Genomic DNA, 22,977 nt, shown 5'->3' with positions numbered 1-22,977 from the left:
CCTGCCCTGCAGCCAGCCATGCGGTCAAAGAAACTTTACAAGGCGTCCAGTTTCTTGAGCTCGGCCTGCAAATCCTGTTCGCTGAGCGGCAAGTAGCCTTCTTCGCTATCCTGCTGGGCCAGAATGATCGCTTGTCCCTGCGGCGACAGGGCCAGTTGCAGGTACGCTTTCACCAGCGGATCGAGCCCCTTGCCCGGCGCGCGGTTCACGTACAGCTGCACGGGCATGGTCAGCGGGTAGTTGCCTGCGCGCACGGTCGCCTTGTCGGGACCGTAATATGGCGCGCCCTGGGCCGCCGCCAGCGGCAGCACGCGCACCTGGTCCGAAATGGGTGCCGCATTGACCCAGCCCAGCACGGCAATGCCGTAGCGGTCGGCGGCCACGGCGCGGATCACGGCTTCGCGCGAGGCCAGCGCTTCGTACCTGGCGGCAAACGGACGCTTGCCGAAACGCGCATGGCGCAAGCCCGTGGCGAAGCCGCCATCGTCGCGCAAGCCGTAGGCGTGGATGCGGCGCGGCGCCCAGTCCCCTGTCGCGCCCAGCTGCGACCACAGGTTGACGTCGCCTCTCGGTGCGCCTGCCGTGAATACCTGGCCCAGCTGCTCCATCGTCAAGCCCGCCAACGGGTTGTCGCGGTGCACGTACACGGCGGGCGGCGTCTTGGCCGGCGCACGGGGACCGTGGCCGTTGTAGCCGATGCGCACGGGCGTGGCGTCGTAGCCAAAGACTTGCCGGAAGGCAGCCTGGTCGCCCGGCCACATGTCGCGCGTCAGCGGCGCGAATGCCGTGGCGCCCGCCGTCAGCGCGGGCATGCCGGCCGACGAACCTTCCATGCGCAAGCTGAAGCGCACCTGCGGATGCTGGCGCGTAAACAGCGCGTTCAACTGCGTAATCACTTCTTCCAGGCCATCGTTGCCGACGATGGCCACCGTGCCGTCACGGTTCACATAGGTTTGCGCCGGATCAACGGCCAGGGGCGCGGCCTGCGCGGCGGCCGCCAGCACGCAGCAAGCGGCCAGCGCGGTCTTGTTCAACAGCGTCATTCGAGTTTCTCCAGTTCAGCCCTGGCTTGCGCGGCCGTCAGGGGCAGGTAGCCGCCCGGCTGCGCGGCGATGATCGCCTGTCCTTCGCGCGACAGCACCAGGCGCAGGTATTCCTTTGCCAGCGGATCGACGGCCTGGCCCGGCAAGCGGCGCACATACAAGTACACGTAGCGGCCGTACGGATAGCGGCCGGATACCACTTCCTCGTCCGTGCCCGTCGCCGGCTGGCCGTCCGCGCCCACGATGGCCAGCTGGCGCAGTTGCGGGTGCCGCACGCCGAGCGCGGCCACGCCGATGCCGGCCGGGTCTTGCGCGATGCGGCCCGTGATGGCGGCCGTGTTGCCCAGCTCTTCGTGATTGGGTGTCAGCGCGCGGCCCTGGAAATGTTCGCGCTGCAAGTAGTCGCCAAAGCCCGTCCAGGCAGCCGTGCCGTACGGGTGGATCGCGCGCTCGCGCCATTCGCCGCTCAAGCCCAGCTGTCCCCAGCGGCTGACATCGCCGCCGGGATTGCCGACAGATAGAATTTGCGACACTTGCCCCGCCGTCAGCTGCGTCAGGGGATTGGCCCGGTTCACGTACACGGCCAGGGACGTGGCCAAGCTGCCGTCCGGCGTGGACGCCGTGTGCGCGATGCGGATTTCCAGCGCGTCGCGCCCCACGATCTTCCGGTACGGCACCAGTTCAATGGCATTGATGGCGCGGCCCATGGCGCCGAACAGCACCTTGTCGTGCATCAATAGCGGCACGGCGCTGCTCGTGCCCTTGCCCTCGAAACCGAGGACGATGCCCGGATGGCTGGCCGCAAACAAGGCATTCCATTGGCCGACGACGGTGGCCACGTGCTCGGCGCCGCCTATCATGGCCGCGCCCGTCTTGCGGTCCAGGTAGCCAGCCGCGGCCGGCACCTTGACGGCCTGCGGCACGTAGGCGGGCAAGGCGGGATCGAGCGTGGCTGCGGCCGCCGCAGTTGCAGATGCGGACATGGCCAGCATCAATGCGGCCAGCGATGGCAAGAATGGACTACTTGCCATCGCTGGCCCAGTCCACGGCCGCGTCGAACAGGCGCAAGCCGGCCGGCGACAGATTCGTAAACGTTTCATTGTCGAGGAAGAAGCTGACCCGGCGCGCGGGTGCCAGGCTTTCGTAATCCATGGTGGCGCCCTTTTCATAGCCGAAGATCGCCGCTTTTTCCGGTTCGCCATAGATGGTGGCAATGGTCGTCGCGCCCAGGCCAGGCTTGCCCCAGCTCATGGTGGCTTGTTTCTGATAGATATCCACCGTGCCGGCCGGCAATCCGCCCGCCAGCGCATGGGGCGCATTGACCAGCCACACATAGCGCGACTTTTCCACCGTGCCATAGTCCACGCCGGCCCGCTTGCCCGTCATCGACATGTCGTCATACAAATCGTTTTCCCACGTCAGCACGGGCACGGTGACGTTGCGGTAAGCGCCCAGCAAGTCGCGGCCGCGGATGGTGGACGACAGGATCACCAGGTCCTTGCCCTGCGCGCCGGCCACGGGCGCATACTGGCTGTGCATGGTGACGGCATAGCCGCGCGATTCCAGGTGTTCCTTGATTTTCTGGTCGAAAGGCAGGCTCTTGCCTTCCAGACGCACCACCAGCAGCACTTGCTTGCCGGAGGCAGGCTCCGCCGCCTGCACGTGCATCGTTCCCGCCAGCAGGGCCGCCGCCAGCGCGGTCTTGGCCAAGCGCATCACAGATCCACCTTCATGCTCAGCTTGATGGCGCGCGGCGCGCCGGACGCCAGGCGCGTGCCGGCGCCAGCCCAGTAGCGCTTGTCCGCCGCGTTTTCCACGTTCAGCTGCCAGACGACGGATTTCTGCATCACCGTGCTCGCATAGCGGGCGCCGGCGCTGAACAAGGTCACGCCGCCGAGGAAGGCCTGGTTCAGGTCGTTGACGGGACGGGCGCTGTAGTAATACGCGCCGCCATTGACGGACAGGCCCGGCACGGCGTCAAACGCGTAGGCGAGGAAGGCGCTGCCCGTGCGCTTGGAAGCGTTTTCCGGCGCCTTGCCATTGTAGTCGGCGTTGATGTGCTCGAATTTCGGGTCGAGGAACTGGGCCGAGGTTTGCCACGACAGCTGGCGCGTGAGCTTGCCCTGGGTCGACAATTCCAGGCCACGGTAGCGCTGCTCGCCATCCGAGGTGAACACATTGCTGCTGTTCGTGTAGTAGCCGGGACGCGTGATATCGAACAGCGCGGCCGACACCAGGGTGCCGCCCGGCGTCAGCCAGCGCGCGCCCAGTTCCTTTTGTTTACTGACGCCGGGCGCCATCTTGACGTTCTGGTTGACGGTGCCCGTCGGGCCCGTTTCGCCCTCTTCCAGGCCCCGTGCCGACGAGGCATAGAACGAGATGGCCGGCGTCAGCTTGTAGACCAGCGACACCATGGGCGTCGTCTTGCTGACGTCGTAGTGGCTGGCGCCCTGGTCGCTTTGATAGCTGGTGCGGCGCACGCCGATGACGCTTTGCCATTGCGGGCTGAAGACCATGCGGTCGAGCGCATACAGGCCCGTGTCGCGCGTATCGAGCGCCGCCGTCGTGGGCGTGGTGGGCTTGGGACCGAACACGACATTCGTCACCGGCACGGGGTTGTACAGGTTTTGCGCGGCGATCGTGTAGTTGCTCTGGTAGATAGGATCTTGCGACTTGTCCGTGCGCGAGGCGCCCAGGGTCAGTTCATGGGCGATGAAGCCCGTGTTGAAATTGCCGGCCAGTTCCGCGCGCAGCAAGTCCGACGCCGTCACATGGTGCTGCATATTGCCCGTGATGCGGCCCGCGCCCGTTTCCACGGCGGCCGCATTGTTCAGGCGGAAGATCGCTAGGCGGCGGTCGCGCGCCGTTTCCGAGTGGCCAGCCTCGACCGTCAGGGCCCAGCCATCCGTGATGGCGTAGTCGGCGCGCAATTGCGCGTTTTTCGTCTGCGCTTCGAAGTTCGACCAGTCCGGGCCGATCAGCTTGCGGGGATCGACGGCGCGCGGCAAGGTGATCACGCCCTTCACGGCCGTGGGCAAGGCCACGCCCGCCTGCTCCGTCACCCGGCGGCGGTCGTATTCCAGGTCCGCTTTCAGCAGCAGCTTGTTCGTCACGCGCCAGTCCAGCGCGGCGGACACGAAGCTGCGGTTGCCGTTGCCCACCTTATCCAGGTAGGAGCCCAGGGTGCCGCCAGCGGCGTTGATGCGCACGCCGAATTCCTGTTCCGCGCCAAAGCGGCGGCCCAGGTCGATATTGGCCACGGCACTGCCCCGGTCATCGAGGCTCAAGCCCATGCTGGTGACGGGCTTGCTGCCGGCCCGCTTGGTGACGAAGTTGACCACGCCGGCTGGCGACGTAAAACCGTAGTACAGGGCCGAGGCGCCCTTCAGCACTTCCACCCGTTCCTTGTTTTCCATGGGCACTTGCGAGAAGTTCATGATAGGCATGGAACCGTTCAGGCGGTAATTCGTGCGGTTTTCCACGGCGATGCCGCGTATCACCAATTGATCCCAGGTTTCGCCGCCGTTTTGCTGGCGCGTCACGCCGGCCGTGTTACGCACGGCATCGTACAGGCCAGACACGGCTTGCTGTTCCAGCAACTCGCGCGTGATCACGTTGACGGTCGATGGCACGTCCATGATGTTAGCGCCACGGAAACTGCCCGCCTCCGTCGTGGTGGGCACCAGGCCTTGCGCACGCGCGCCCGTCACCTGCACGGCTTGCATGACTTTCTCATCGCCAGCCGTCAGGTCATCCTGGCCATTGGCCCCATTGGCGGCGCTGGCCGCGTGGGAAGCGAAGGCCAGTGACAAGGCGGCTGCCACTGGAAGTAGTTGCAAGGAAGGAAAAGTTGCGCGCATAAAGACCGGGCTTTCAACAGAAAATAGTAATAAAAGGAAACTCCAAGTTACGCGGCATGATATCCGTAACGAGAATCATTCGCAATGAATAAGTGATAATTGGTGAGAATATGCAAGTTTTCACCAAAGAAACAGTCTGCTGGGCGGCCTGTTATCACATGAACACGTTTGGATTTTGCAGACGAGGCCGCAAAGAGGCATACTGACAGTCACGGCGTGCAAGATGTGCCGCCCAACAAGATCAAAAGGTAAGTTCGTGAACACAATCGACAACAAAAGCGTGCAGACGAAAACATTTCGCTGGAAACGCTGGCAGCGCTGGGCCCTGGGCACAGGCTGCGCGCTGGCCGCCTACAGTGCGGCCGGCTTCTGGCTGGTGCCCTACGTCATCAAAAACCAGTTACCCAAATTTGCAGAGAAAGAACTCGCGCGCCAGGCCAGCATCGCGGACGTGCGCTTCAACCCGTTCACCTTGCGCCTGGAAGCAGACCAGATCGCCTTGAAGGAAGCGGCCAGCGCAGATGGCAAGGGCGGCGCGCCGCTGCTGTCCATCGGCGCGCTGGCCGTGCAGCTGGAATGGAAATCCATCGTGCGCCGCGCCTGGAGCCTGGCGGAAATCCGCATCACGGCACCGCAAGCGCAGCTGACCATTACGCCGGACGGCAAGTTCAACCTGGCCGAAGTGCTGGCCACCTGGCAACGCAATCACCCGGAAAAAAGCGACGGCGGCATGCCGCGCCTGATCATTGCCCACTTTGCGCTGGAGCAAGGCAAAGTGGACTGGCAAGACCAGAAGGCGGGCTATGCGGACAACTTCACGCCGATCAACTTTACGCTCGATAACATCTCGACCCTGCCCGACGCCAACGGCAGCTACAGCCTCAGCGCCGATGCGGCGCGCGGCGGCAAGCTGCACTGGCGCGGCACGGCCTCGCTCAGTCCGATCCGGGGCGAAGGCGAACTGATACTGAACGACGCTTCCCTGCCCGGCCTGGCCGCCTATCTGAAAGCCTACGCGCGCGCGCAAGTGACCAGCGGCAAGCTGTCGGCGCGCCTGCCCTACGCCTTCTCCTATGCGGACGGCAAACTGGAAGCCACGGTCAAGGGCGCGGGCCTGGCCTTGCGCGACCTGGCGCTGGTGCAAGATGGCAAGGGTGCACCGTTTACCGCGCTGAGCACCCTGGGCATCGCCGGCGTCAACGTGGATCTGGCGCACCAGAGCGTCACCGTGGATAAAGTCAATCTGTACGGCGGCAAGGTGGCCGTGCGCCGCGATGCCAAGGGCGAGATCGACGTGGCCAACCTGATGCGGACGGGCAATCCCACAGCGCCAGCGGCCGCACCTGCCGCAGCGGCTACGCCGGGCAAGTGGAAAGTGGACTTGCATCAGCTGGCCCTGGCCAACGTGGACGTGTCTGCCATCGATGAAACCGTCTCGCCGGCGCTGCAACTGAGCGCCAGGCAGCTGCAGCTGAACTTGCAACTGGCCTTGCAGCAAGGGCCATCGGGCATGGCCACCGTGATCGACGGCGCCAACTTCAGCCTGGCCGACCTGGCCATGCAGCGGGGCGCGCAAACGCCGTTCAAGCTGGCCCAATTGGGCTTTACGGAAGGCAAGATCGACCTGGCCGCGCGCAGCGTGCACCTGGGCGCCGTGACGGCCAGCGGCGCGCAGATCGACCTGGCGCGCAACCGCCAGGGCGATTTTGCGATTGCGCAAAAGCTGCCCGTGTTTGCGTCCGGCAAGGCTGATCCGGCCAAGGATGCGCCAGCCGCGCCCTGGTCCACCAAGGTAGACAAGGTAGAACTGAGCAAGTTCGGCGCCCGTTTCGACGATGCGGGCACCGGCATCAAGGGCAATCTGCAGGATGCCAGATTGTCCCTGCAAAACGTCAGCAACGATATGCAGCAGGCGCTGCCGTTCGAGCTGGGCGTGGGTTTGCGCGAAGGCGGCTTGCTCACTGCCAACGGCAAGTTCGTGCCGGGCACGGGCGCCGTGGATACGCAATTGAACTTGAAACAGCTGACCCTGGCGCCCGTGCAGCCCTTGCTGGCGCAGCATCTGAAACTGAAGCTGGCGGGCGGCGCGCTCTCCGGCAGCGGCCGCCTGACGACGGGCGGCGGCGCGCCGAAGGCGCCGAAAGTGCGCTATGTGGGCGGCATCGACATCGCGGGCCTCGTGCTCAATGAAACGGATGGCAAGCGCTTTGCCTCGTGGAAAAGCGTGCGCGCCGACAAGCTGACGGCCAGCGTGGGCCCCGATTTCGTCGACATTCCCGAACTGCGCGTGGTGGAACCGAACGCCCAGCTGATCATCGAAAACGACCGCAGCCTGAACGCGCAGCGCCTGCTGGTGAAAGCGCCCGAGCCGGCCGCCGCCCCTGCGCCATCGGCCGCCGCCACGCCGGCCGCCGACGCCGCCTTCCCCGTGCGGGTGCGCCGCGTGCGCCTGCAGAATGCCAAGCTGGACTTTGCCGACCTCAGCTTGCGACCCCAGTTCGCCGCCAAAATCTATGAATTGAATGGCGTCGTCACGGGCCTGTCGACGAAACGCGATGCGCGCAGCCAGATCGAGCTGGACGGCCGCATCGACGAGTTCGGCCTGGCCCGCGTGCGGGGACAACTGAATCCGTTCGCGCCCACGGACAATACGGACTTGAACGTGGTGTTCAAGAACGTCGACATGGTGTCCGCCTCGCCGTACACGATGAAGTTTGCCGGCTACAAAGTGGCTGAAGGCAAGATTTCGCTGGACTTGCAATACAAGGTGCGCAACCGCCAGCTCGACGGCACCAACCAGATCGTGCTCGACAAGCTAACCCTGGGCGAGCGCATCGACAGCCCCGACGCCTTGAAGCTGCCGCTGGAACTGGCGCTGGCCATCCTCAAGGATAGCGACGGGCGCATCGACCTGGGCTTGCCCGTGTCGGGCGACATGAACGACCCGCAATTCAGCTATGGCGCCCTGATCTGGAAAGCCGTGGGCAATGTGCTGACGAAAATCGTCACGGCGCCATTCCGCGCGCTGGGCAACCTGCTGGGCATCAGCGCCGACAAGCTCGAAGCCATCGACTTCGATGCGGGCAGCGCCGTGCTGCTGCCGCCGGAACGGGAAAAGCTCAAGCAAGTGGCGCAAATCCTCGCCAAGCGCGAACAGCTGAAGCTGGCCGTGCCGGGCCAGTACAGCGACACGGATGCGGCCGCCCTGCGCGCCCAGGCCGTGCGCCGCGCCGTGGCCGCCAAGGCCGGCATCAAGCTGGAAGCGGGCGAAGAACCGGGACCCTTGAACCTGGGCGAACGCAAGGTACGGGGCGCCCTGCGCGACCTGTATGGCGAACGCTTCGGCAAGGCCGAGCTGGACAAACAGAAGAAGGCGGCGGAGTCGGCAGCGCCTGCGGCCGCGGCAGCCTCGTCGGCCAGCGCCTCCGCTGCGGCGGCAGCCAAGATTCCTGTCTGGCAGCGCCTGGGCAAGCTGATCGAAGGCGAACCGCAAGTGGCCGATACGGGCGCCTTCTACAACGGCTTGCGCGAGCAGCTGGAAGCGAAGCAACCGCTGCCTGCCGATGCCTTGAGCAAACTGGGCAGCCAGCGCAGCGCAGCGATTCTGGCGGCATTGCAGCAGGACGGCACGCCGGCAGCCAGGGTCAGCGCGGGCGCGCCGGAAAAAACGCAGGCCGCACCGGGCAAGCTGGTGGGACTGAAGCTGGGATTGGCGGCGCAATAAAAGAGGCGTTGTCCGCAACAAACTTGCGGACAACGCCTTTCATCAGAAAACAACTTTATTTGAATTTATTTCTTGGGCAAGAATTTTTTCAGATCGAATGTGCCTACATCAAATTCAAATACAGGCGATCCTTCCTGATACATTTCCGCTGAAATGCGCAGTCTTTTTGCCTTTTGCAATTCCTTGAAAAATTTATCTCCATCGCGAAAATGGATCGTTGTCGTGCTTTGATCAGAGGAGCCAACGGCCTTGTAATAACCCGGCGGACTGTCGTCGAATCTCACCTGTACCAGGCAATCCTGATAGGATTGGCACAATATCTGGCCCTTCTCGATCGAGAACATCACACTCTTCTTCGGCCGGCTATCACTCGTCAGCGTCAGACTGGCAGTCTGCTCACCGTTATACGGGAAAGCAAAATCGACAGTATTACTACTATGCACATTGGCAAAGTAGACCATATCGCCGCTCATTTTATCTTCGTTGGTGAAGTAATACCATGGACTTTCCGGCTTGACTTCCGCAGCATCGGCAACAGGGCTGCTATTTGCCGCGGCCTGCGTATTGGCATCAGGTGCTTTGGGAGAACAGGCGATCAAGGAAAGGAGAATTGCTGTTATTGCGGAAAGCCGTTTCTTTGTCATTGAAATCATTCACACATTATTTAAAGTGAAATACCGAGTTGCAGTCTAACAAATGGCATCCCCACAAGCAACATGCAAATATAAAAACCTGCAGCGTCAATTAATCCCAGAAACGCTCGCCGATACAATGTGCGGCACCGTCAATTGACAGTGCCGCACCGGACTTGCTTACTTCCCTTTCCCCGCCTCCTTCACCGCCTCGTCCGGCAAGGCAAACGCCACCAGGCTATCGCCCATCTTCGTGCCCAGCGAACCATGGCCGCCGGCCATCACCACCACATATTGCTTGCCCGTCTTGTCGGAGACATAGCTCATCGGCGTCGCCTGGCCGCCGGCCGGCAGGCGGGCTTTCCACACGGTCTTGCCGTTGCGCACGTCGTAGCCGCGGATGTAGTAGTCGAGCGTGCTGCTGAGGAAGGCCACGCCGCCGCCCGTGGTGCTGATGCCGCCCAGGCTGGGCACTCCCAGCGGCAAGGCGATGGGCACGGGAGCGCTGTCGCGCGTGGTGCCGTTCTTGTGCATCCACACTTTTTTCATGGTGCGCAAGTCGACGGCGGCGATATAGCCCCACGGCGGCGCCTGGCATGGGAAGCCCAGCGGCGACAGGAAAGGCTTGATTTCCACGGCAAACGGTACGCCCGTCTGCGGCTGCAAGCCCATTTCCGTGCCCGTGCCGCCCGGCGCATTGGCTTGCGCGCGCGGCACGAGGCGTTCCAGGAAGCCCATGTAGTCGGGGTTGACCAGCAGCAATTGCCGGCCCGGATCGACGGCCGCCCCGCCCCACTCGAAGATGCCCAGCGGGCCCGGCGAGATGATGGCGCCCTTGATCTTGCCTTCGGCCACCGTTTGCGGCGTGAACGGCCCTTCATAGCGGTGCTGGCGGAAGATGATGCGGCAAGCCAGCTGGTCGAACGGCGTCGTGCCCCACATATCCGTTTCGCTGATGTTTTTCTCGGGCAGGAAAGTCAATGCCGAGAACGGCTGCGTGGGCGACAGGGTGTCGCCGGGGGCGGCATTGGCCGTCGGCACGGGTTTTTCCGGCGCCGGCACCACCAGGCTGCCATCGCGGCGGTCGATCACATAGATATCGCCCCGCTTGGTGGTGGCCACCACGGAGGGCACCTTGCCTTTCGGCGTGTCGATATCGACCAGGGTGGGCTGGCCGCCGATATCCATGTCCCAGATATCGTGGTGCACGGTCTGGTACACCCAGCGCACCTTGCCCGTCGCCAAGTCCAGCGCCACGATGGCGCTATTGTATTTCTCGCCATGGGGATTGCGGTTGCCGCCCCAGGTATCGGGGGTTTCATTGCCCATCGGGATATACACCATGCCCAGCTTTTCATCCACGCTGGACACGCCCCAGGAATTGGGCGAATTGTTGGTGTAGGTCTTGCCATCGGCGATAGGCGCCGTGTCGTCCGGATTCGACGCATCCCAGTTCCACATCAGCTTGCCGGTGACGGGATCGTAGCCGCGGATCACGCCCGACGGTTCTTCCGTGGAAAAGTTGTCGGTCACACTGGCAGCCATCACCACCACGTTCTGCGCCACGGCCGGCGGCGACGTGGGCATCAAAAAGCCCCGCTTTTTCATGCCCATGCCGTGGTACAGGCCGATCACGCCATTTTCGCCAAAGCTTTTGCACGCCTCGCCCGTATCGGCATTGACGGCGATCAGGGTCGCATCCATGGTGGGCGCGAAGATGCGGCGCGGACACTCCATGCTGGTCGCTTCCGGCAGCGGATTGTCCTTGGCACGGCCCGCGTTCACGTCCCAGTAGGCGACGCCGCGGCAAATCATGTGCTGGTAACTGGAGGCGTCGCGGTTGATCTTCGGATCGTGGCGCCAGAGTTCCTTGCCCGTGTCCGGGTCCAGCGCGATGACGATGTTATGGGGCGTGCACAGGTACAGCATGCCGTTGACCTTCAGCGGCGTGACTTCGTTGGCGATCTCGCCCGGGTCGCTCGGCCCCTTGAAGTCGCCCGTGTTGTACACCCACGCCTGTTTCAGCTGCGAGGCGTTGGCCGGCGTGATCTGCGCGGCCGGCGCGTAGCGGTCGCCATAGCCGGAACGCCCGTACGCGGCCCAGTCGTTGGGCGCCACGCCCGGCGCGTAGTCGCCTTGCGGCGCGGCAGCCATGTTTTCCGCCGGTACTTCGCCGTGCAGGGTGTAGTAATCCTGGAACAGCGAGAACACGCCCACGGCGGCCGTCAGCACCACGGCGGCAAGCAAGGCGCTCTTGCCCGCATCGCGCGGTTTCGCCCCGGCGGCCAGGGGCGGATCGAGGCGGCGGTCGATGAACGGCAGCAGCAGCCAGACGGCGGCGGCGAACCAGATATCGAGGCGCGGCAGCAATTGCCACCAGTCGAACTTCACTTCGATGACGGACCAGATCAGGGTGGCAAACAGCAGCAGCGCAAGAAACAGCTGGGCGCTGCGCCGTCCTTTCCACACGAGCGCACCGGCAACTATCATGCCGATACCCGCCACGACGTAATACCAGGAGCCGCCAAGGCTGATGAGCCAGGCGCCGCCGCCGGCAAGCGCCAGGCCCAGCAAGATGAAAATGACTGCGGTGATCGTAAGCAAGGGTCCAGGCCGGGCAGAGGCAGTCATGATGCTCCTTTACAAGAGTCAGTCGGCGGCACGCGCCAGCGCACCGTATTTGAGGGCGATCAAGGAAATTGCATTTTTTCACTAATTGCCAAAGCGTGGCACACGCGAGAGCGCAATATTTTTGCCGTGTTGCTTTTCGGGCCACATGTCAGGCGCAGCCGCCTGCCGAAAAAAACAAATTTCCCAAATAAAATAAATATTGATCTAAAATGAAGCAATCGTGATTTTTGTTAAAAACGTTTCCCAGGTTGCAAGAAAACCGCAGCCGGACGTATTGAACAGGAGTTCCACCATGCCGCACGCCCCCATCCGCCGCATCCGCCATTGGCAGCCGCTGCCATGAGCGCCTTCATCTACACCTACCTGCTGGCCCGCAGCGACGGCATGACGCTCGTGCGGCCGGGACTGGCCTTGACGGGCTTGCTGTTGCTGCTGGCCGCCCTGCTGTGGCGCCATCCGCGCCGGCAACGGCGCAACGGCGGCGAAGCGGCCGCTGCCGGCCTGTTTGAACTGTTGCAGGCGCGCAGTGCCGCCCCCACGGCGCCGGCAGCCACCGGCGACCGCGCCCCGCCGCCCATGCCCGCCGCCCCCGAGCGGCGCACGCCGCCCTTCGAGCAAGCGCGTCTCGATGCCCTGTTTGGCGAAGACCGCGTGGTGCAAGGCGAAATCCTGGCCCTGTTCGTGGCCGAGACGCGCGACCGCCTGGCCGGCATCGCGCATGCGCTGCGCTGCGGCCGCACTGCCCCGGCCCGCGTGCTGGCGCAAGAGATATTCGACGCCAGCACGGCCCTGGGACTGGTGCCGCTCAGGCGCTTGTCGGGCGCGGCCGTCCATGCCAGCTTCAGCAATGACATCGAGGCGCAGCGGTCCCTACATGCGGACCTGCTGGTGGCGCTGGAGGTGCTGTCGAGCGCCGTCACGCAGCTGCAGCAGCCCCAGTGGCGCGCGGAGCGGCGCAGGGGCGCGGAGAGCCTGCCCTGAATCAGATTCGCCAGATTTGATTAATTTGATTTACTGGCAGGCTCTGCGTATGATGCCCTCATCCCCAGCGACCTTGATCCCCCATGCAAGCAGCCGACGTCTGTACCACGCAAAAAGCCGCCGAGATCCTCGGCATTTCCGTCACCTCCGTGCAGCAGCTGGTGGAGGCAGGCGTGATCGAGGCGTGGAAAACCAAGGGCGGCCACCGGCGCATTCCCCTTGCCGCGGTGCATGCCTACAAGAGTAACTACGCACAACATAGCCAGGATGCACGCGCGCCACGCCCTGCCAGGCAGTCGGGCGCCATGCTTCCCGCCTCCATCCTCGTGATCGAGGATAATCCCATGGAACGCGCGCTGTATCAAAAACAGATCACGTCCTGGGGCTTGCAGGTGAGCCTGCGCTTTTGCGAAAATGGCTACCAGGCCTTGATGGAAATTGCCCGCGACCAACCCGACATCTTGCTGGCAGATATCATCATGGAAGGCATCGACGGTTACGAAGTCATCCGCACCATCCTGGACGACCCGCTGCTGGCTGACATGCATATCGCCATGCTGTCGAGCCTGTCGCCGGAAGAACTCGATGCGCGCGGCGGCGTGCCGCAGGGCGTGGTCTTCTTTGCCAAGCCCGTCAACTACGACGAACTGCGCGGCTACCTGCGGGCCTGTTGCGCGACCCACGCGCGGCGCGGCGCACCCGCCTGAGGCCATGCAGCCCTACCGCCACATCGACCCGCCCCAGCTGCTGCGCGCTGCCTGCCAGGACTTGCCGCTGTTCCGCTCGCTGTGCCAGACGTATCTCGATATGGCGCCCGCCATGCTCGCGCATCTGGCGCAAGCCGTGCGCAGCGGCACGCCGCAAGCCATCCTGCGCAGCAGCCATGACTTGCGCGGCAGCGTGGCGCTGCTGGGTGCCACGGCATTGGTGGCGCGCCTGACGGCGCTGGAACAGCTGGCGCGCCAGCAGGAACGGCCCGCGCCGGACTGGCTCGACGGCACCATGCACCTGCTGGCCCAGGTGGAAGCGGAAGTGCGGCGCGGCATGGCCGAGTATGCGGCGCCTGCCCCACAGGAACAACAAATTCCTGTGAGCAAGTGTTAAAATTACATCTAATCAAATTTGGGGAATGGGATGATCTGGTGCCGTGATCTGCTGCTGAAAGCCCTCATGCTGGGCATGCTGATCTTTATCGTCGGCGAATCGCTGTCCTACTGGCTACCCGACCTCAAGAAACTGCTGCTCTGGTGGCGCGCCTGAGGCGCGTCAGCCTTCGCGCCCGTCCACCCTGGCGCGCCACAGATAGGGCGCGTACACGACCGCATACAGGATAAAGGCCAGGGCCCAGCACAGCCCTGCCGCCAGCAAAAACGGCGGCACCAGCGATGCGGGACCGATGGCCGCCAGCAGGCGCGCCAGCGCCCCCAGCTGTATCAGCCAGTACATCGCCGCTTCCGCCCTGCCCGCCTTGAGCGGACGGCCCGTGTGGCCCAGGGTGGTGCGCGTCATCATGCCGATGATCAGGCCCGCCATCGAACCCACCGTCAGCGCGTGAAATGCGGCGCTGGCCGGCAGCAGGTCCAGGCTGGCCAGCGCCAGCAGCGCAAAGCCCACGCCTATCCACGCATACGACAGGTGCAAGATCCACAGCAACGGCACGCGCACGGTGCGCTGCGGCTGCCAGGCTAGCAAATTGGCCAGCGACACGCCTGCCGCGCAGCAGGCCAGCGGCGCCGTCAGCCAGGCCGGCGCGCCGGCCAGCCATGCGATGGCGGCCGCCGCCATGCAGGCCACGGCGGCCAGCGCCCGCTTCGGACTGGCCACGGGCGTGCTGCCCGGCGCGCCATTGCGGGTAAACATGGGGATCACGCGCGCGCCGATCACCGACTCGATCAGCACGATGATGAAGATGGCCGCCTGCACGGGCACGAACAGCGACAGCGGCAGCCAGCCCAGCACGGCCGCGTGGAACAGGCCGTTGGCCAGCGCCAGCAAGGCCAGCAGGCCGACGAGGAACAGGTTGCGCGTGTTGCCCGAGCGGCGCAGCACACTGTACAGTGGCCAGGCGGCCAGCGGCAGGAACAGCCACTCGACCAGCGCCGCCATGAAGCCCGGCCCGCACAGCATGGCGACGCGCCCCGCCAGCCACAGGCCCGCCAGCGCCATCAGCAGGACGCCGTGCGGCGTGGGCAAGCCCGTCCAGTTGCGCCCCGCCGTGTATAGGAATCCCACGACGACGGCCAGCGCAAAGCCGAACACCATCTCGTGCATATGCCAGCCCAGCCCCACCTGCAGGCCGCCCGTCAGCATGCCCGTATAGCTGGCCAGCCACAGGGGGATGCTGATGGCCGCAAACACGGCCGCCAGCAGGTAGAACGGGCGGAAGCCCAGTTGCCAGACGGCGTGACCGGCATGCCAGGGCGCGGCGCCGGAGGAAGCAGCCCGGGTGGATGGTTCGCTGATGGGAGTGATGGCCATGATGGACTCGCCTTTAAAGATATATTCAATATACTACTTTAAAAGTACAAATCTCACCATCGGCAAAAAGGACTAGAAGAATACATGGAGATGGCTGTGGGGTCTGGCCCGGCGGCCAGACCCCGGAAGGCTACTTGCCCTGGCGGTGCTCGACCGCGTACACAGCCGCCTGCACGCGGCTGGTGAGGTTGAGTTTTTTCAGCACGTTCTGCACGTGGATCTTGACCGTGCTTTCGGCCAGGTCGAGGGTGCGCGCGATGCCCTTGTTGCTCTCGCCGCGCGACAGGCAGTCGATGATTTCCTTTTCGCGCGGCGTCAGCTTGTCGAGTTCCGACACGGGTTCCTCGCGCCGCGTGCCCGCCTGCAGCTGCGCCACCAGCTTGCCCGTCATCGCCTCGGCGATGACCACTTCGCCGGCGGCCGCGCGGCGGATGGCGCGCACCAGGTAGTCGGCGTCGATATTCTTGATCAGGTAGCCGCAGGCGCCCGCGCGCAGGGCCGTCGCCAGGTCTTCCGCGTCTTCCGAGACGGTCAGCATGACGATGGCCGTGTCGGGACAGTCGTGCTGCATCAGCTGCAGCGCTTCCACGCCCGACATGCCGGCCATGTTCAGGTCCAGCAGCACCACGTCGGGCTGCAGCTGGATGGCGCGCTTGATGCCTTCCACGCCATCGGCCGCCTCGCCCACGACGGAAAAATCGGTATGCCGCTGCAGCAGCGAACGTATGCCGCTGCGGAACAGCGCGTGGTCGTCCACCAGCATGACGGTGATCGGTTTGACGGGAGTCTCCATTTTTATACTTTCAGGTAGTTGCTTAGGCGGCGCGGCGCTGCTCGCGCGACAGGTGCAGTTCGACCGTGGTGCCGCCGCCAGGACAGGCGTGCACGTCGAACGTGGCCTCGATGCGCTGCGCGCGCTCGCGCATGATATGGATGCCGACATGGCTGTCGCCCTTTTCCAGCACGGCCGCGGCGTCGAAGCCCACGCCATTGTCGCTGATCGTCAGGGTGAAATCCTGGTGGTCGGCCAGGCGCACCTCGACATGGCTGGCCTGGGCGTGCTTGCGGATGTTCGACAGCGCTTCCTGCACGATGAATAATAGCTGCAATTGCTGCTCGCGGGGGAATGGCGCGCCATCGACGTCGGCCAGCAGCTCCGCATCGATGCCCGTCTGGCGGCGAAACTTGTCCAGCGCCGCGCGCAGGGAGCCGATCAGGTCGTCCTCCATCAGGCGGCTGCGGAAGTTGGCCAGCAGTTCGCGCACGTCTTCATAGCTTTCCTTCACGCCCGCGTGCAGGGCCGGCACGATGCCCGCCACTTCCTCGAAACGGGCATGGCGCACGGAGTCGTCCAGCATCTGCACCTGCAGGTTGAGGAAATTGAGGCTTTGCGCAATGCTGTCGTGCAGACCCTGCGCCACCAGGTTGCGCTCTTCGGAGACGGCCATTTCGCGTTCGCGCTCAGCCAGGCGCAGGTTTTCCAGCGCAATGCCCAGCAGCTGGCCCAGGGTTTCCAGCAAGGCCAGCTCGCGCGCCGAGAACACGCGGGCCAGGCGGAAATGCAGGTTGAAAAAGCCCATGTGCTGTTCGTGCGCGTGAATCTGGAACACGGAGACGGTGGCAAAGCCCTCGCGGTGGCAGCGCAGCTCGTGCGCCTTGTCGATGCGGCGCATGTCGTGCACCTTCGCCACCTTCATCTCGACGGCCGTGCCGCACAGGCAGTCGCCCACCTTCAGGCAGTGCTCGGACGCCACCAGTTCTTCCGACAGGCCGTGGTGCACCACCATGTGCAGGTTGCCCCGCTCCGCGTCGAGCACGCGCACGGTGGAGCCGTCCGCCTCGAAATAATCGACGATGCGCTGCATGAAACCGCCGCAGATATCGGCCAAAGGCTGCGGGCGCTGCAAAAAAGCGGCGCTTTCGTACAGCAGCGCCAGTTCGCGGTTGCGGTACTCCAGGGTGGCCGTCTTGCTGCGCACGCCCTCCTCCAGGTTGCCGTACAGCGCCTGCAGGCGGTCGGCCATCTGGTTGAAGCCGCTGGCCAGCTGGCCGAATTCGTCATTGCTTTCCACGGCTAGGCGCACGCTGAAATCGCGCTCCTTCATGCGCTGCATGCCCAGGCGCAGGCGCGTCACGGGCTCGATGATGAGCATGAACATCAGGTAAATCATGCTGACGGTGCCGATGACGGCCATGCCCACCAGGATCAGCTGCGAGGCGCGCAGCCAGAAGGTGCGCTGTTCGCTATCGTGCTCGATCAGGCGCACCAGCTGGTCGACCTGGCCGACGAAGGTGTCGGCGTCATGCTCGAACTGGCGCGCGCGCGCCGTGCTGTCGGCGGCCAGCGCGGCCGGGCGCAAGGCGCCGCGCCAGGCGGCGCCGATGCGTTCGAATTCCCACTTGATGGCCGTGCTGGGCGGCAGGAACAAAGGGCGCTGCGGGTCGCCGTGGCCGATCTTGGCCAGGGTTTCGTCGATCAGCAGCGCCTGCTGGCGCGCCTGCTCGCGCGCGTCGCTGGCGATCAGCAGGGTCAAACGGTAGGTCTGCATGCGCAGCCGGCCCGTCTCGTTGATGGCGGCCGAGCTGCCCTCGAGCTGCCACGACAGGAACAGGGTGCAGCCGATGGCGCTCAGGGCCAGCACGAGCATGAGCAGCAGCGCACCGACGATCTTGGTCGACAGCTTCTGCCAGGAGGAAAACATCGCCTTGAATTTCATACCGCCCCTAATAAATGCCTGTTTGTGGTTCCTATGCCGTCAAGTCAGCGACATCGTTCCACCCACAAGCCAAGATCCGGGGTCAGACCCGGCGGGTCTGACCCCAGCATTGACACCGCCATTCATCCACCGGTCTGCGCCATGAACCGCACGATCTTGTCCGGCTGCGTATTGAAATCGTGCTGCTGCGGCTTGAGTTCGATGGCGGCGCGGATCGCCGCCTCGATCTCCGCATCCGTGGCCCCGCCGCGCAGCATGGGGCCGAAGGCGAATTTCTCTTCCTGGCCCAGGCACAGATACAGGGTACCATCGACGGACAGGCGCACGCGGTTGCAGGTGGCGCAAAAATGCTGCGACATGGGCGTAATAAAACCGATGCTCGCGCGCCCATCCCGGGTCGCCATGTAGCGCGCCGGCCCGCCGCCCAGTTCCGTTGCCTGCGGCACCAGGCCAAAGCGGGCCGCCAGGCGCTCGCGCACGGGGCCCAGCGGCATGTAGCAGGCATTGCGGCCCGTGCTGCCCATGGGCATGGCTTCAATCAGGCGCAGGATGAATTGCTGCTCGATGCAGAACGCGGCCATGGCCTCGATCTGGCCGTCATTGACGCCGCGCATGGCCACCATGTTGATCTTGATCGGATCGAAGCCGGCCGCCTTGCCCGCCATCAGGCCGTCGAGGATGGGCTGCAGGCTGTCGCGCCCCGTGATCTGCTGCATGCACGCGCGGTCCAACGAATCCAGGCTGACATTGATGCGGTCCACGCCCGCCGCGCGCAGGGCTGCAGCATGCTTGCCCAGCTGCGTGGCGTTGGTCGACAGCGACAGGTCCTGCAGGCCGGGCAGCGCGGACAGCCGCTGCGCCAGCTCCGGCAGCTTGCGCCGCAACAGGGGCTCGCCGCCCGTCAGGCGCACGCGGCGCGTGCCCAGGCGGACAAAAATACCCAGCAGGCGCTCGATCTCGTCGAACGTCAGCCAGTCCTTCGGTTCTTCGAAGCCGCGAAAGCCCTTGGGCATGCAATAGCTGCAGCGCAAATCGCAGCGGTCGGTGACGGACAGCCGCACATAATCGATAGCACGGCCAAAACGGTCCTGCAACTTGACGCTACCCATGACGCTACTCCTGTTTCTTCCTTGATTGTAAAGGCTGGGACACAATCTGGCTGTGCCCCAGAAGGCCTAGCGGCCTACGCCTTCCGGTCTATTGCACTAAAGGACTGGCTGTGCCTTCCAGCGCGATGCCCGCGATCTCGGCGCGGCCCACCAGCAAATGCAGATACTGGTGCACGGCGCGCTGCCACGCGGCGCGCGACAGGCGGTCGGCGATCTGCGCCTGCACCGCCTCGTAGGCGATGGCCTGGCCTTCGACCCGGCGCAGCACTTGCACGATGTGGTAGCCGAAGCGCGTTTCCAGCAAATGGCCGGCCAGCGCGCCCGCTTCCAGGCGGAACAGCAGCGCGTCGAACTCGGGCACGCTCTGGCCCGGCGACAGCTGGCCCAGATTGCCCCCCAGGGCGCCCGACGGGCAGTTCGAATACTGCGTCGCCAGTTCGCCGAAACGCTCGGGCGCCAGCTTCAATGCATCAAGCACGGCTTGCGCCGTGGCCCGCAGCAGCTCCAGGGGCGCTTCCGGCGTCACCTGGAACAGGATGTGGCGCGCCTCGACCAGCGCGCCGCTGCAGAACAGCTGCGGGCGCTGCGCATAAAAGGTGCGGCACGCCGCATCGTCGGCGGGCGGCACGCGCACTTCCTGCGCAAACAGCGCCTCGATGCGGTCGTCGTCGCTGCCGCCCTGCACGCCCAGGCGCTGCGCCTCGTCCAGCAGCAGCCGGCGCAGCACCAGTTCATGCACGGCCTGTTTCAGCGGATTGCCGGCGCCGTCGTGATGCGGCAGTTCGCGGGCGATGTCGGCATCGTCGATATCGATGCCATTGACGGAGATTCCCATGATGTAGCTCCTTTATTAACGGCGGCGCACCAGTTGCCAGGTGCGGCCAAGATAGCCGATGGCGCCAAAACCGCTCCACACGTGCACCAGGCGGGTGAACGGGAAGATGACGAACAGCGACATGCCCATGAACAGGTGCAGCTTGAAGACCAGCGGCGCATCGACGATGAAGCTGGCCGCATCGGCGCGGAACGTGACGATGTGCTGCGCCCATTGCATCAGCAAGACCATCATGTGGCCATCCATGTGCGAGGCGGAGACGAAGATCGACGACAGGCCCAGCAGCAAGGTCAGCAGGATCCACGCCATCACCAGCTTGTCGCCGGCCGTGGTGACGGCGCGCAGGCGGTCGTTGGAAAAGCGGCGCACCAGCAGGATCAGGATGCCGGCCAGGCACAGGCTGCCCATCACGCCGCCGGCCGCCATGGCCACGCCCTGCTTCAGGCTATGCGACACGCCCAGGGTATCCCACACCCAGACGGGCGTGAGCAGCCCGGCCGCATGGCCGAACAGCAGGCCGATGATGCCGATGTGGAACAAAATATTGCCCAGGCGCAGGCTGCCGCGGTGCAGCAGCTGGCTGGAATCGGACTTCCACGTGTATTGCTCGCGGTCGAAGCGGATCAGGCTACCGAGAAAAAAGATGGCCAGCGCGATGTACGGGTAGATGCCGTAGACGAATTGATGCAGATAATGACTCATGATGTACTCCTCTTCATGCGGATGCCGGGCGCCGCTCAGGCGGCGCGCCGCGGCTGCGGGTGAAAATGCACGGGATGGACGCCGCCCGCGACCTGGCCCGGGCCCTGGCGCAGCAGCGGCTCGACGCCGTCCGCGCCGGGACCGAAGGTTTCCAGCGCTTCATCCATGTCGCGCACCGGCGGTTCGGCCAGCATTTCGGCCGCCACGGGGCTCAGGCGTTCGAGCAAGGTGAAGACAGGCGCGTACGGGCTGCCGTTGGCCGCCAGCTTGCGGCCGATGTGCGCCAGCACGTGGACGGCGTCGCCCAGCAGCGGCGCCGAAACCGACTCGTCGAGCTGCGCCAGGAATTCCAGGAACAGGGGCACGAAGTCGGGCAAGTCGTCGCCCACCATTTGCAGGCCGTGGCGCTTGTATTCCTCCATCAGGTCGACCATGGCCTGGCCCCGGTCGCGCGATTCGCCGTGGATATGCTCGAACAGATGCAGCGAGTGCGACGGATTGCGGTCGAAGGTGGCCACGTACTGCTGCTGCAGGTCGATCAGGCTGCTGCTTTCCAGGTGCGCCAGCAAGGGCCGCAGCAGCGCATGCTGTTCCGGCACGGCCGCCAGCGCCGCGTCCAGCTGCGGCAGGTGGGCGATCAGCTCGGGCTCCGGGTACAGCAGCAGGCGAGAAAGGACTTGGTAATGATGCATAGCGTGTTCCATATGAGCTCCTTAAGCGCCTGGCGCCGTTTTGCGCGACTTCGGCATCTGCATGAAGATGGCCGAACCGTGTTTTTTCTTGCCGAACAAGGTAGGCTCGCTGACCCCGTCCGAACAGCCATTGCCGAAGCTGAAGCCGCAGCTGCCCTTCTCGTTGAAGCTGTCCTCCGCCATTTCCTTGTGGCTGCTGGGGATGACGAAGCGGTCTTCATAGTTGGCGATGGCCATGATGTGGTACATGTCCTCCACCTGCGCTTTGGTGAGACCCACTTGCTTGAGGACCGTGAGGTTTTCCACCTTCTCCACCGTCTTGCTGCGCATGTAGGCGCGCATGGCCAGCATGCGGTCCAGCGCCGAGACGATGGGCGGCTGGTCGCCGGCCGTCAGCAGATTGGCCAGGTACTGCACGGGAATGCGCAGGCTTTGCGTATCCGGCAGCATGCCGTTCACGCCCAGCTTGCCCGATTCGGCGGCTGCCTGGATCGGCGACAGGGGCGGCACGTACCACACCATCGGCAAGGTGCGGTATTCGGGGTGCAGCGGGAACGCCACCTTCCACTCGACGGCCATCTTGTACACGGGCGACTTGACGGCCGCATCGAGCCACAGGTCGGGGATGCCCTGGCGGCGCGCCTCGGCGATGATGGCCGGGTCGTGCGGATCGAGGAACAGGCCGAGCTGCGCCTGGTACAGGTCCTGCTCCTGCGGCACGGAGGCAGCCGCCTCGATCCTGTCGGCGTCGTACAGCAGCACGCCCAGATAGCGGATGCGGCCCACGCACGTTTCCGAGCACACGGTAGGCTGGCCCGCTTCGATGCGGGGGAAGCAGAACGTGCACTTCTCCGCCTTGCCGGACGACCAATTGTAGTAAATCTTCTTGTACGGGCAACCGGAGATGCACATGCGCCAGCCGCGGCACTTGTCCTGGTCGATCAGCACGATGCCGTCGTCTTCGCGCTTGTACACGGAGCCGGATGGGCAGGACGCCACGCACGTCGGATTGAGGCAATGCTCGCACAGGCGCGGCAAATACATCATGAAGGTGTTTTCGAAGGTGCCGTACATCTCCTTCTGCATGTTGTCGAACAGTTTATCCTTGCTGCGCTGGGCAAATTCGCCGCCCAGGTCATCTTCCCAGTTCGGGCCCCACTCGATCTTCTCCATCTTTTTCCCCGTCAGCACGGAGATGGGACGGGCCGTCGGCGGCGTCTGCGACAGCGGCGCGCTTTGCAGGTGCTCGTAGTCGTAGGTGAACGGCTCGTAGTACTCGTCGATGGCGGGCAGGTTGGGGTTGGCGAAGATGTTCGCCAGGATTTTCAGACGGCTGCCCTGGCGCGGCTCGATCTTGCCTGCATCCGTGCGGCGCCAGCCGCCATTCCACTTGTCCTGGTTTTCCCACTGCTTCGGATAGCCGATGCCCGGCTTGGTTTCAACGTTGTTGAACCACGCGTACTCGACGCCGTCGCGGCTCGTCCACACGTTCTTGCACGTGACGGAACAGGTGTGGCAGCCGATGCACTTGTCCAGGTTCAGCACCATGCCGATTTGCGCTCTGATTTTCATA

19 protein-coding genes are annotated in these 22,977 nt (G+C 64.5%); 5 read left to right on the top strand and 14 right to left on the bottom strand.

Annotated elements, in window-relative coordinates:
• Positions 1-35 precede the first annotated feature (35 nt).
• From GCN75_RS20835 to GCN75_RS20820, 4 genes are read right to left on the bottom strand one after another with little or no spacing between them, the layout of a single operon-like run.
• The gene (locus GCN75_RS20835) at positions 36-1,043 is read right to left on the bottom strand and encodes a PstS family phosphate ABC transporter substrate-binding protein (RefSeq protein ID WP_152284107.1); all 1,008 of its coding nucleotides are present in this window, start codon (positions 1,041-1,043) and stop codon (positions 36-38) included.
• Positions 1,040-2,074 carry a PstS family phosphate ABC transporter substrate-binding protein gene (locus GCN75_RS20830; RefSeq protein ID WP_152284106.1) on the bottom strand — a complete coding sequence of 345 codons (1,035 nt, stop codon included), beginning with the start codon at positions 2,072-2,074 and terminating at the stop codon, positions 1,040-1,042. Before GCN75_RS20830 ends, GCN75_RS20835 begins: the two co-directional genes overlap by 4 nt.
• The gene (locus tag GCN75_RS20825) at positions 2,064-2,759 is read right to left on the bottom strand and encodes a hypothetical protein (RefSeq protein WP_405002831.1); all 696 of its coding nucleotides are present in this window, start codon (positions 2,757-2,759) and stop codon (positions 2,064-2,066) included. The genes GCN75_RS20830 and GCN75_RS20825 overlap by 11 nt, the downstream gene beginning before the upstream one ends.
• Positions 2,759-4,903 carry a TonB-dependent siderophore receptor gene (locus GCN75_RS20820; protein ID WP_152284105.1) on the bottom strand — a complete coding sequence of 715 codons (2,145 nt, stop codon included), beginning with the start codon at positions 4,901-4,903 and terminating at the stop codon, positions 2,759-2,761. The genes GCN75_RS20825 and GCN75_RS20820 overlap by 1 nt, the downstream gene beginning before the upstream one ends.
• A 256-nt stretch (positions 4,904-5,159) precedes the next feature.
• On the opposite strand from GCN75_RS20820, the gene GCN75_RS20815 reads away from it, so the two are divergent.
• Entirely contained in the window at positions 5,160-8,627 is a 3,468-nt protein-coding gene (locus tag GCN75_RS20815) for a DUF748 domain-containing protein (protein WP_226941498.1), read from the top strand.
• Between the two features lie 65 nt (positions 8,628-8,692).
• On the opposite strand, the gene GCN75_RS20810 is transcribed toward GCN75_RS20815, so the two are convergent.
• Positions 8,693-9,271 (bottom strand): hypothetical protein, encoded by a 579-nt coding sequence (locus GCN75_RS20810; RefSeq protein WP_152257330.1) that lies wholly within the window; start codon positions 9,269-9,271, stop codon positions 8,693-8,695.
• A gap of 168 nt (positions 9,272-9,439) precedes the next feature.
• On the bottom strand, positions 9,440-11,890 hold the full coding sequence (locus GCN75_RS20805) for a membrane-bound PQQ-dependent dehydrogenase, glucose/quinate/shikimate family (protein WP_152284103.1): 2,451 nt from the start codon (positions 11,888-11,890) through the stop codon (positions 9,440-9,442).
• Positions 11,891-12,229: 339 nt separating this feature from the next.
• Between GCN75_RS20805 and GCN75_RS20800 the strand changes: the two genes are divergently transcribed.
• The 4 genes from GCN75_RS20800 (at position 12,230) to GCN75_RS29855 (ending at position 14,131) form a co-directional block, all read left to right on the top strand.
• A complete protein-coding gene (locus GCN75_RS20800) occupies positions 12,230-12,871 on the top strand; it encodes a hypothetical protein (RefSeq protein WP_152284102.1) in 642 nt (213 codons plus the stop codon).
• Between the two features lie 83 nt (positions 12,872-12,954).
• Positions 12,955-13,578 (top strand): response regulator, encoded by a 624-nt coding sequence (locus GCN75_RS20795; RefSeq protein WP_152284101.1) that lies wholly within the window; start codon positions 12,955-12,957, stop codon positions 13,576-13,578.
• Positions 13,579-13,582: 4 nt separating this feature from the next.
• The gene (locus GCN75_RS20790) at positions 13,583-13,975 is read left to right on the top strand and encodes an Hpt domain-containing protein (protein WP_193317586.1); all 393 of its coding nucleotides are present in this window, start codon (positions 13,583-13,585) and stop codon (positions 13,973-13,975) included.
• Between the two features lie 30 nt (positions 13,976-14,005).
• A complete protein-coding gene (locus tag GCN75_RS29855) occupies positions 14,006-14,131 on the top strand; it encodes a hypothetical protein (RefSeq protein WP_264372554.1) in 126 nt (41 codons plus the stop codon).
• 6 nt (positions 14,132-14,137) lie between these two features.
• Here the strand turns inward: GCN75_RS29855 and GCN75_RS20785 are convergent, their stop codons facing one another.
• The 8 genes from GCN75_RS20785 to narH all read right to left on the bottom strand — a co-directional run bounded on the left by GCN75_RS20785 (position 14,138) and on the right by narH (position 22,976).
• Positions 14,138-15,349, bottom strand: coding sequence for an NnrS family protein (locus tag GCN75_RS20785; RefSeq protein ID WP_152284099.1), 1,212 nt, complete (start codon positions 15,347-15,349; stop codon positions 14,138-14,140).
• A gap of 130 nt (positions 15,350-15,479) precedes the next feature.
• Positions 15,480-16,142 carry a response regulator gene (locus tag GCN75_RS20780; protein WP_071323820.1) on the bottom strand — a complete coding sequence of 221 codons (663 nt, stop codon included), beginning with the start codon at positions 16,140-16,142 and terminating at the stop codon, positions 15,480-15,482.
• Positions 16,143-16,164: 22 nt separating this feature from the next.
• On the bottom strand, positions 16,165-18,066 hold the full coding sequence (locus GCN75_RS20775; RefSeq protein ID WP_152284098.1) for a type IV pili methyl-accepting chemotaxis transducer N-terminal domain-containing protein: 1,902 nt from the start codon (positions 18,064-18,066) through the stop codon (positions 16,165-16,167).
• Between the two features lie 122 nt (positions 18,067-18,188).
• Positions 18,189-19,175, bottom strand: a complete 987-nt coding sequence (moaA, locus tag GCN75_RS20770) for a GTP 3',8-cyclase MoaA (RefSeq protein ID WP_152284097.1) — start codon at positions 19,173-19,175, stop codon at positions 18,189-18,191.
• Positions 19,176-19,263: 88 nt separating this feature from the next.
• Entirely contained in the window at positions 19,264-20,010 is a 747-nt protein-coding gene (locus GCN75_RS20765) for a peptidylprolyl isomerase (RefSeq protein ID WP_152284096.1), read from the bottom strand.
• 15 nt (positions 20,011-20,025) lie between these two features.
• Positions 20,026-20,712 (bottom strand): respiratory nitrate reductase subunit gamma, encoded by a 687-nt coding sequence (gene narI / locus GCN75_RS20760; RefSeq protein WP_152284095.1) that lies wholly within the window; start codon positions 20,710-20,712, stop codon positions 20,026-20,028.
• Between the two features lie 35 nt (positions 20,713-20,747).
• Positions 20,748-21,404 (bottom strand): nitrate reductase molybdenum cofactor assembly chaperone, encoded by a 657-nt coding sequence (narJ, locus tag GCN75_RS20755; RefSeq protein WP_152284094.1) that lies wholly within the window; start codon positions 21,402-21,404, stop codon positions 20,748-20,750.
• Positions 21,405-21,425: 21 nt separating this feature from the next.
• Complete coding sequence (narH, locus tag GCN75_RS20750; RefSeq protein ID WP_152284093.1) at positions 21,426-22,976, bottom strand: nitrate reductase subunit beta; 1,551 nt, start codon at positions 22,974-22,976, stop codon at positions 21,426-21,428.
• Position 22,977: the final 1 nt, after the last annotated feature.

Origin of the sequence: Janthinobacterium violaceinigrum (genome assembly GCF_009208555.1) — a bacterium.
Taxonomy (GTDB): Bacteria; Pseudomonadota; Gammaproteobacteria; order Burkholderiales; family Burkholderiaceae_D; genus Janthinobacterium; species Janthinobacterium violaceinigrum.
Note: the sequence above shows the minus strand (reverse complement) of the source record. Positions and strands in the feature narration are given on the sequence as shown.

What these genes read in the sequence shown, in the direction of transcription:
- GCN75_RS20825 (WP_405002831.1), bottom strand. Translation starts at nt 2,759, where the DNA reads ATGCGCTTGGCCAAGACCGCGCTGGCGGCGGCCCTGCTGGCGGGAACG.
- moaA (WP_152284097.1), bottom strand. Translation starts at nt 19,175, where the DNA reads ATGGGTAGCGTCAAGTTGCAGGACCGTTTTGGCCGTGCTATCGATTAT.
- GCN75_RS20790 (WP_193317586.1), top strand. Translation starts at nt 13,583, where the DNA reads ATGCAGCCCTACCGCCACATCGACCCGCCCCAGCTGCTGCGCGCTGCC.
- GCN75_RS29855 (WP_264372554.1), top strand. Translation starts at nt 14,006, where the DNA reads ATGATCTGGTGCCGTGATCTGCTGCTGAAAGCCCTCATGCTGGGCATG.
- GCN75_RS20795 (WP_152284101.1), top strand. Translation starts at nt 12,955, where the DNA reads ATGCAAGCAGCCGACGTCTGTACCACGCAAAAAGCCGCCGAGATCCTC.
- GCN75_RS20835 (WP_152284107.1), bottom strand. Translation starts at nt 1,043, where the DNA reads ATGACGCTGTTGAACAAGACCGCGCTGGCCGCTTGCTGCGTGCTGGCG.
- narJ (WP_152284094.1), bottom strand. Translation starts at nt 21,404, where the DNA reads ATGCATCATTACCAAGTCCTTTCTCGCCTGCTGCTGTACCCGGAGCCC.
- GCN75_RS20820 (WP_152284105.1), bottom strand. Translation starts at nt 4,903, where the DNA reads ATGCGCGCAACTTTTCCTTCCTTGCAACTACTTCCAGTGGCAGCCGCC.
- narH (WP_152284093.1), bottom strand. Translation starts at nt 22,976, where the DNA reads ATGAAAATCAGAGCGCAAATCGGCATGGTGCTGAACCTGGACAAGTGC.
- GCN75_RS20775 (WP_152284098.1), bottom strand. Translation starts at nt 18,066, where the DNA reads ATGAAATTCAAGGCGATGTTTTCCTCCTGGCAGAAGCTGTCGACCAAG.
- GCN75_RS20830 (WP_152284106.1), bottom strand. Translation starts at nt 2,074, where the DNA reads ATGGCAAGTAGTCCATTCTTGCCATCGCTGGCCGCATTGATGCTGGCC.
- GCN75_RS20785 (WP_152284099.1), bottom strand. Translation starts at nt 15,349, where the DNA reads ATGGCCATCACTCCCATCAGCGAACCATCCACCCGGGCTGCTTCCTCC.
- GCN75_RS20805 (WP_152284103.1), bottom strand. Translation starts at nt 11,890, where the DNA reads ATGACTGCCTCTGCCCGGCCTGGACCCTTGCTTACGATCACCGCAGTC.
- GCN75_RS20800 (WP_152284102.1), top strand. Translation starts at nt 12,230, where the DNA reads ATGAGCGCCTTCATCTACACCTACCTGCTGGCCCGCAGCGACGGCATG.
- narI (WP_152284095.1), bottom strand. Translation starts at nt 20,712, where the DNA reads ATGAGTCATTATCTGCATCAATTCGTCTACGGCATCTACCCGTACATC.
- GCN75_RS20810 (WP_152257330.1), bottom strand. Translation starts at nt 9,271, where the DNA reads ATGACAAAGAAACGGCTTTCCGCAATAACAGCAATTCTCCTTTCCTTG.
- GCN75_RS20780 (WP_071323820.1), bottom strand. Translation starts at nt 16,142, where the DNA reads ATGGAGACTCCCGTCAAACCGATCACCGTCATGCTGGTGGACGACCAC.
- GCN75_RS20765 (WP_152284096.1), bottom strand. Translation starts at nt 20,010, where the DNA reads ATGGGAATCTCCGTCAATGGCATCGATATCGACGATGCCGACATCGCC.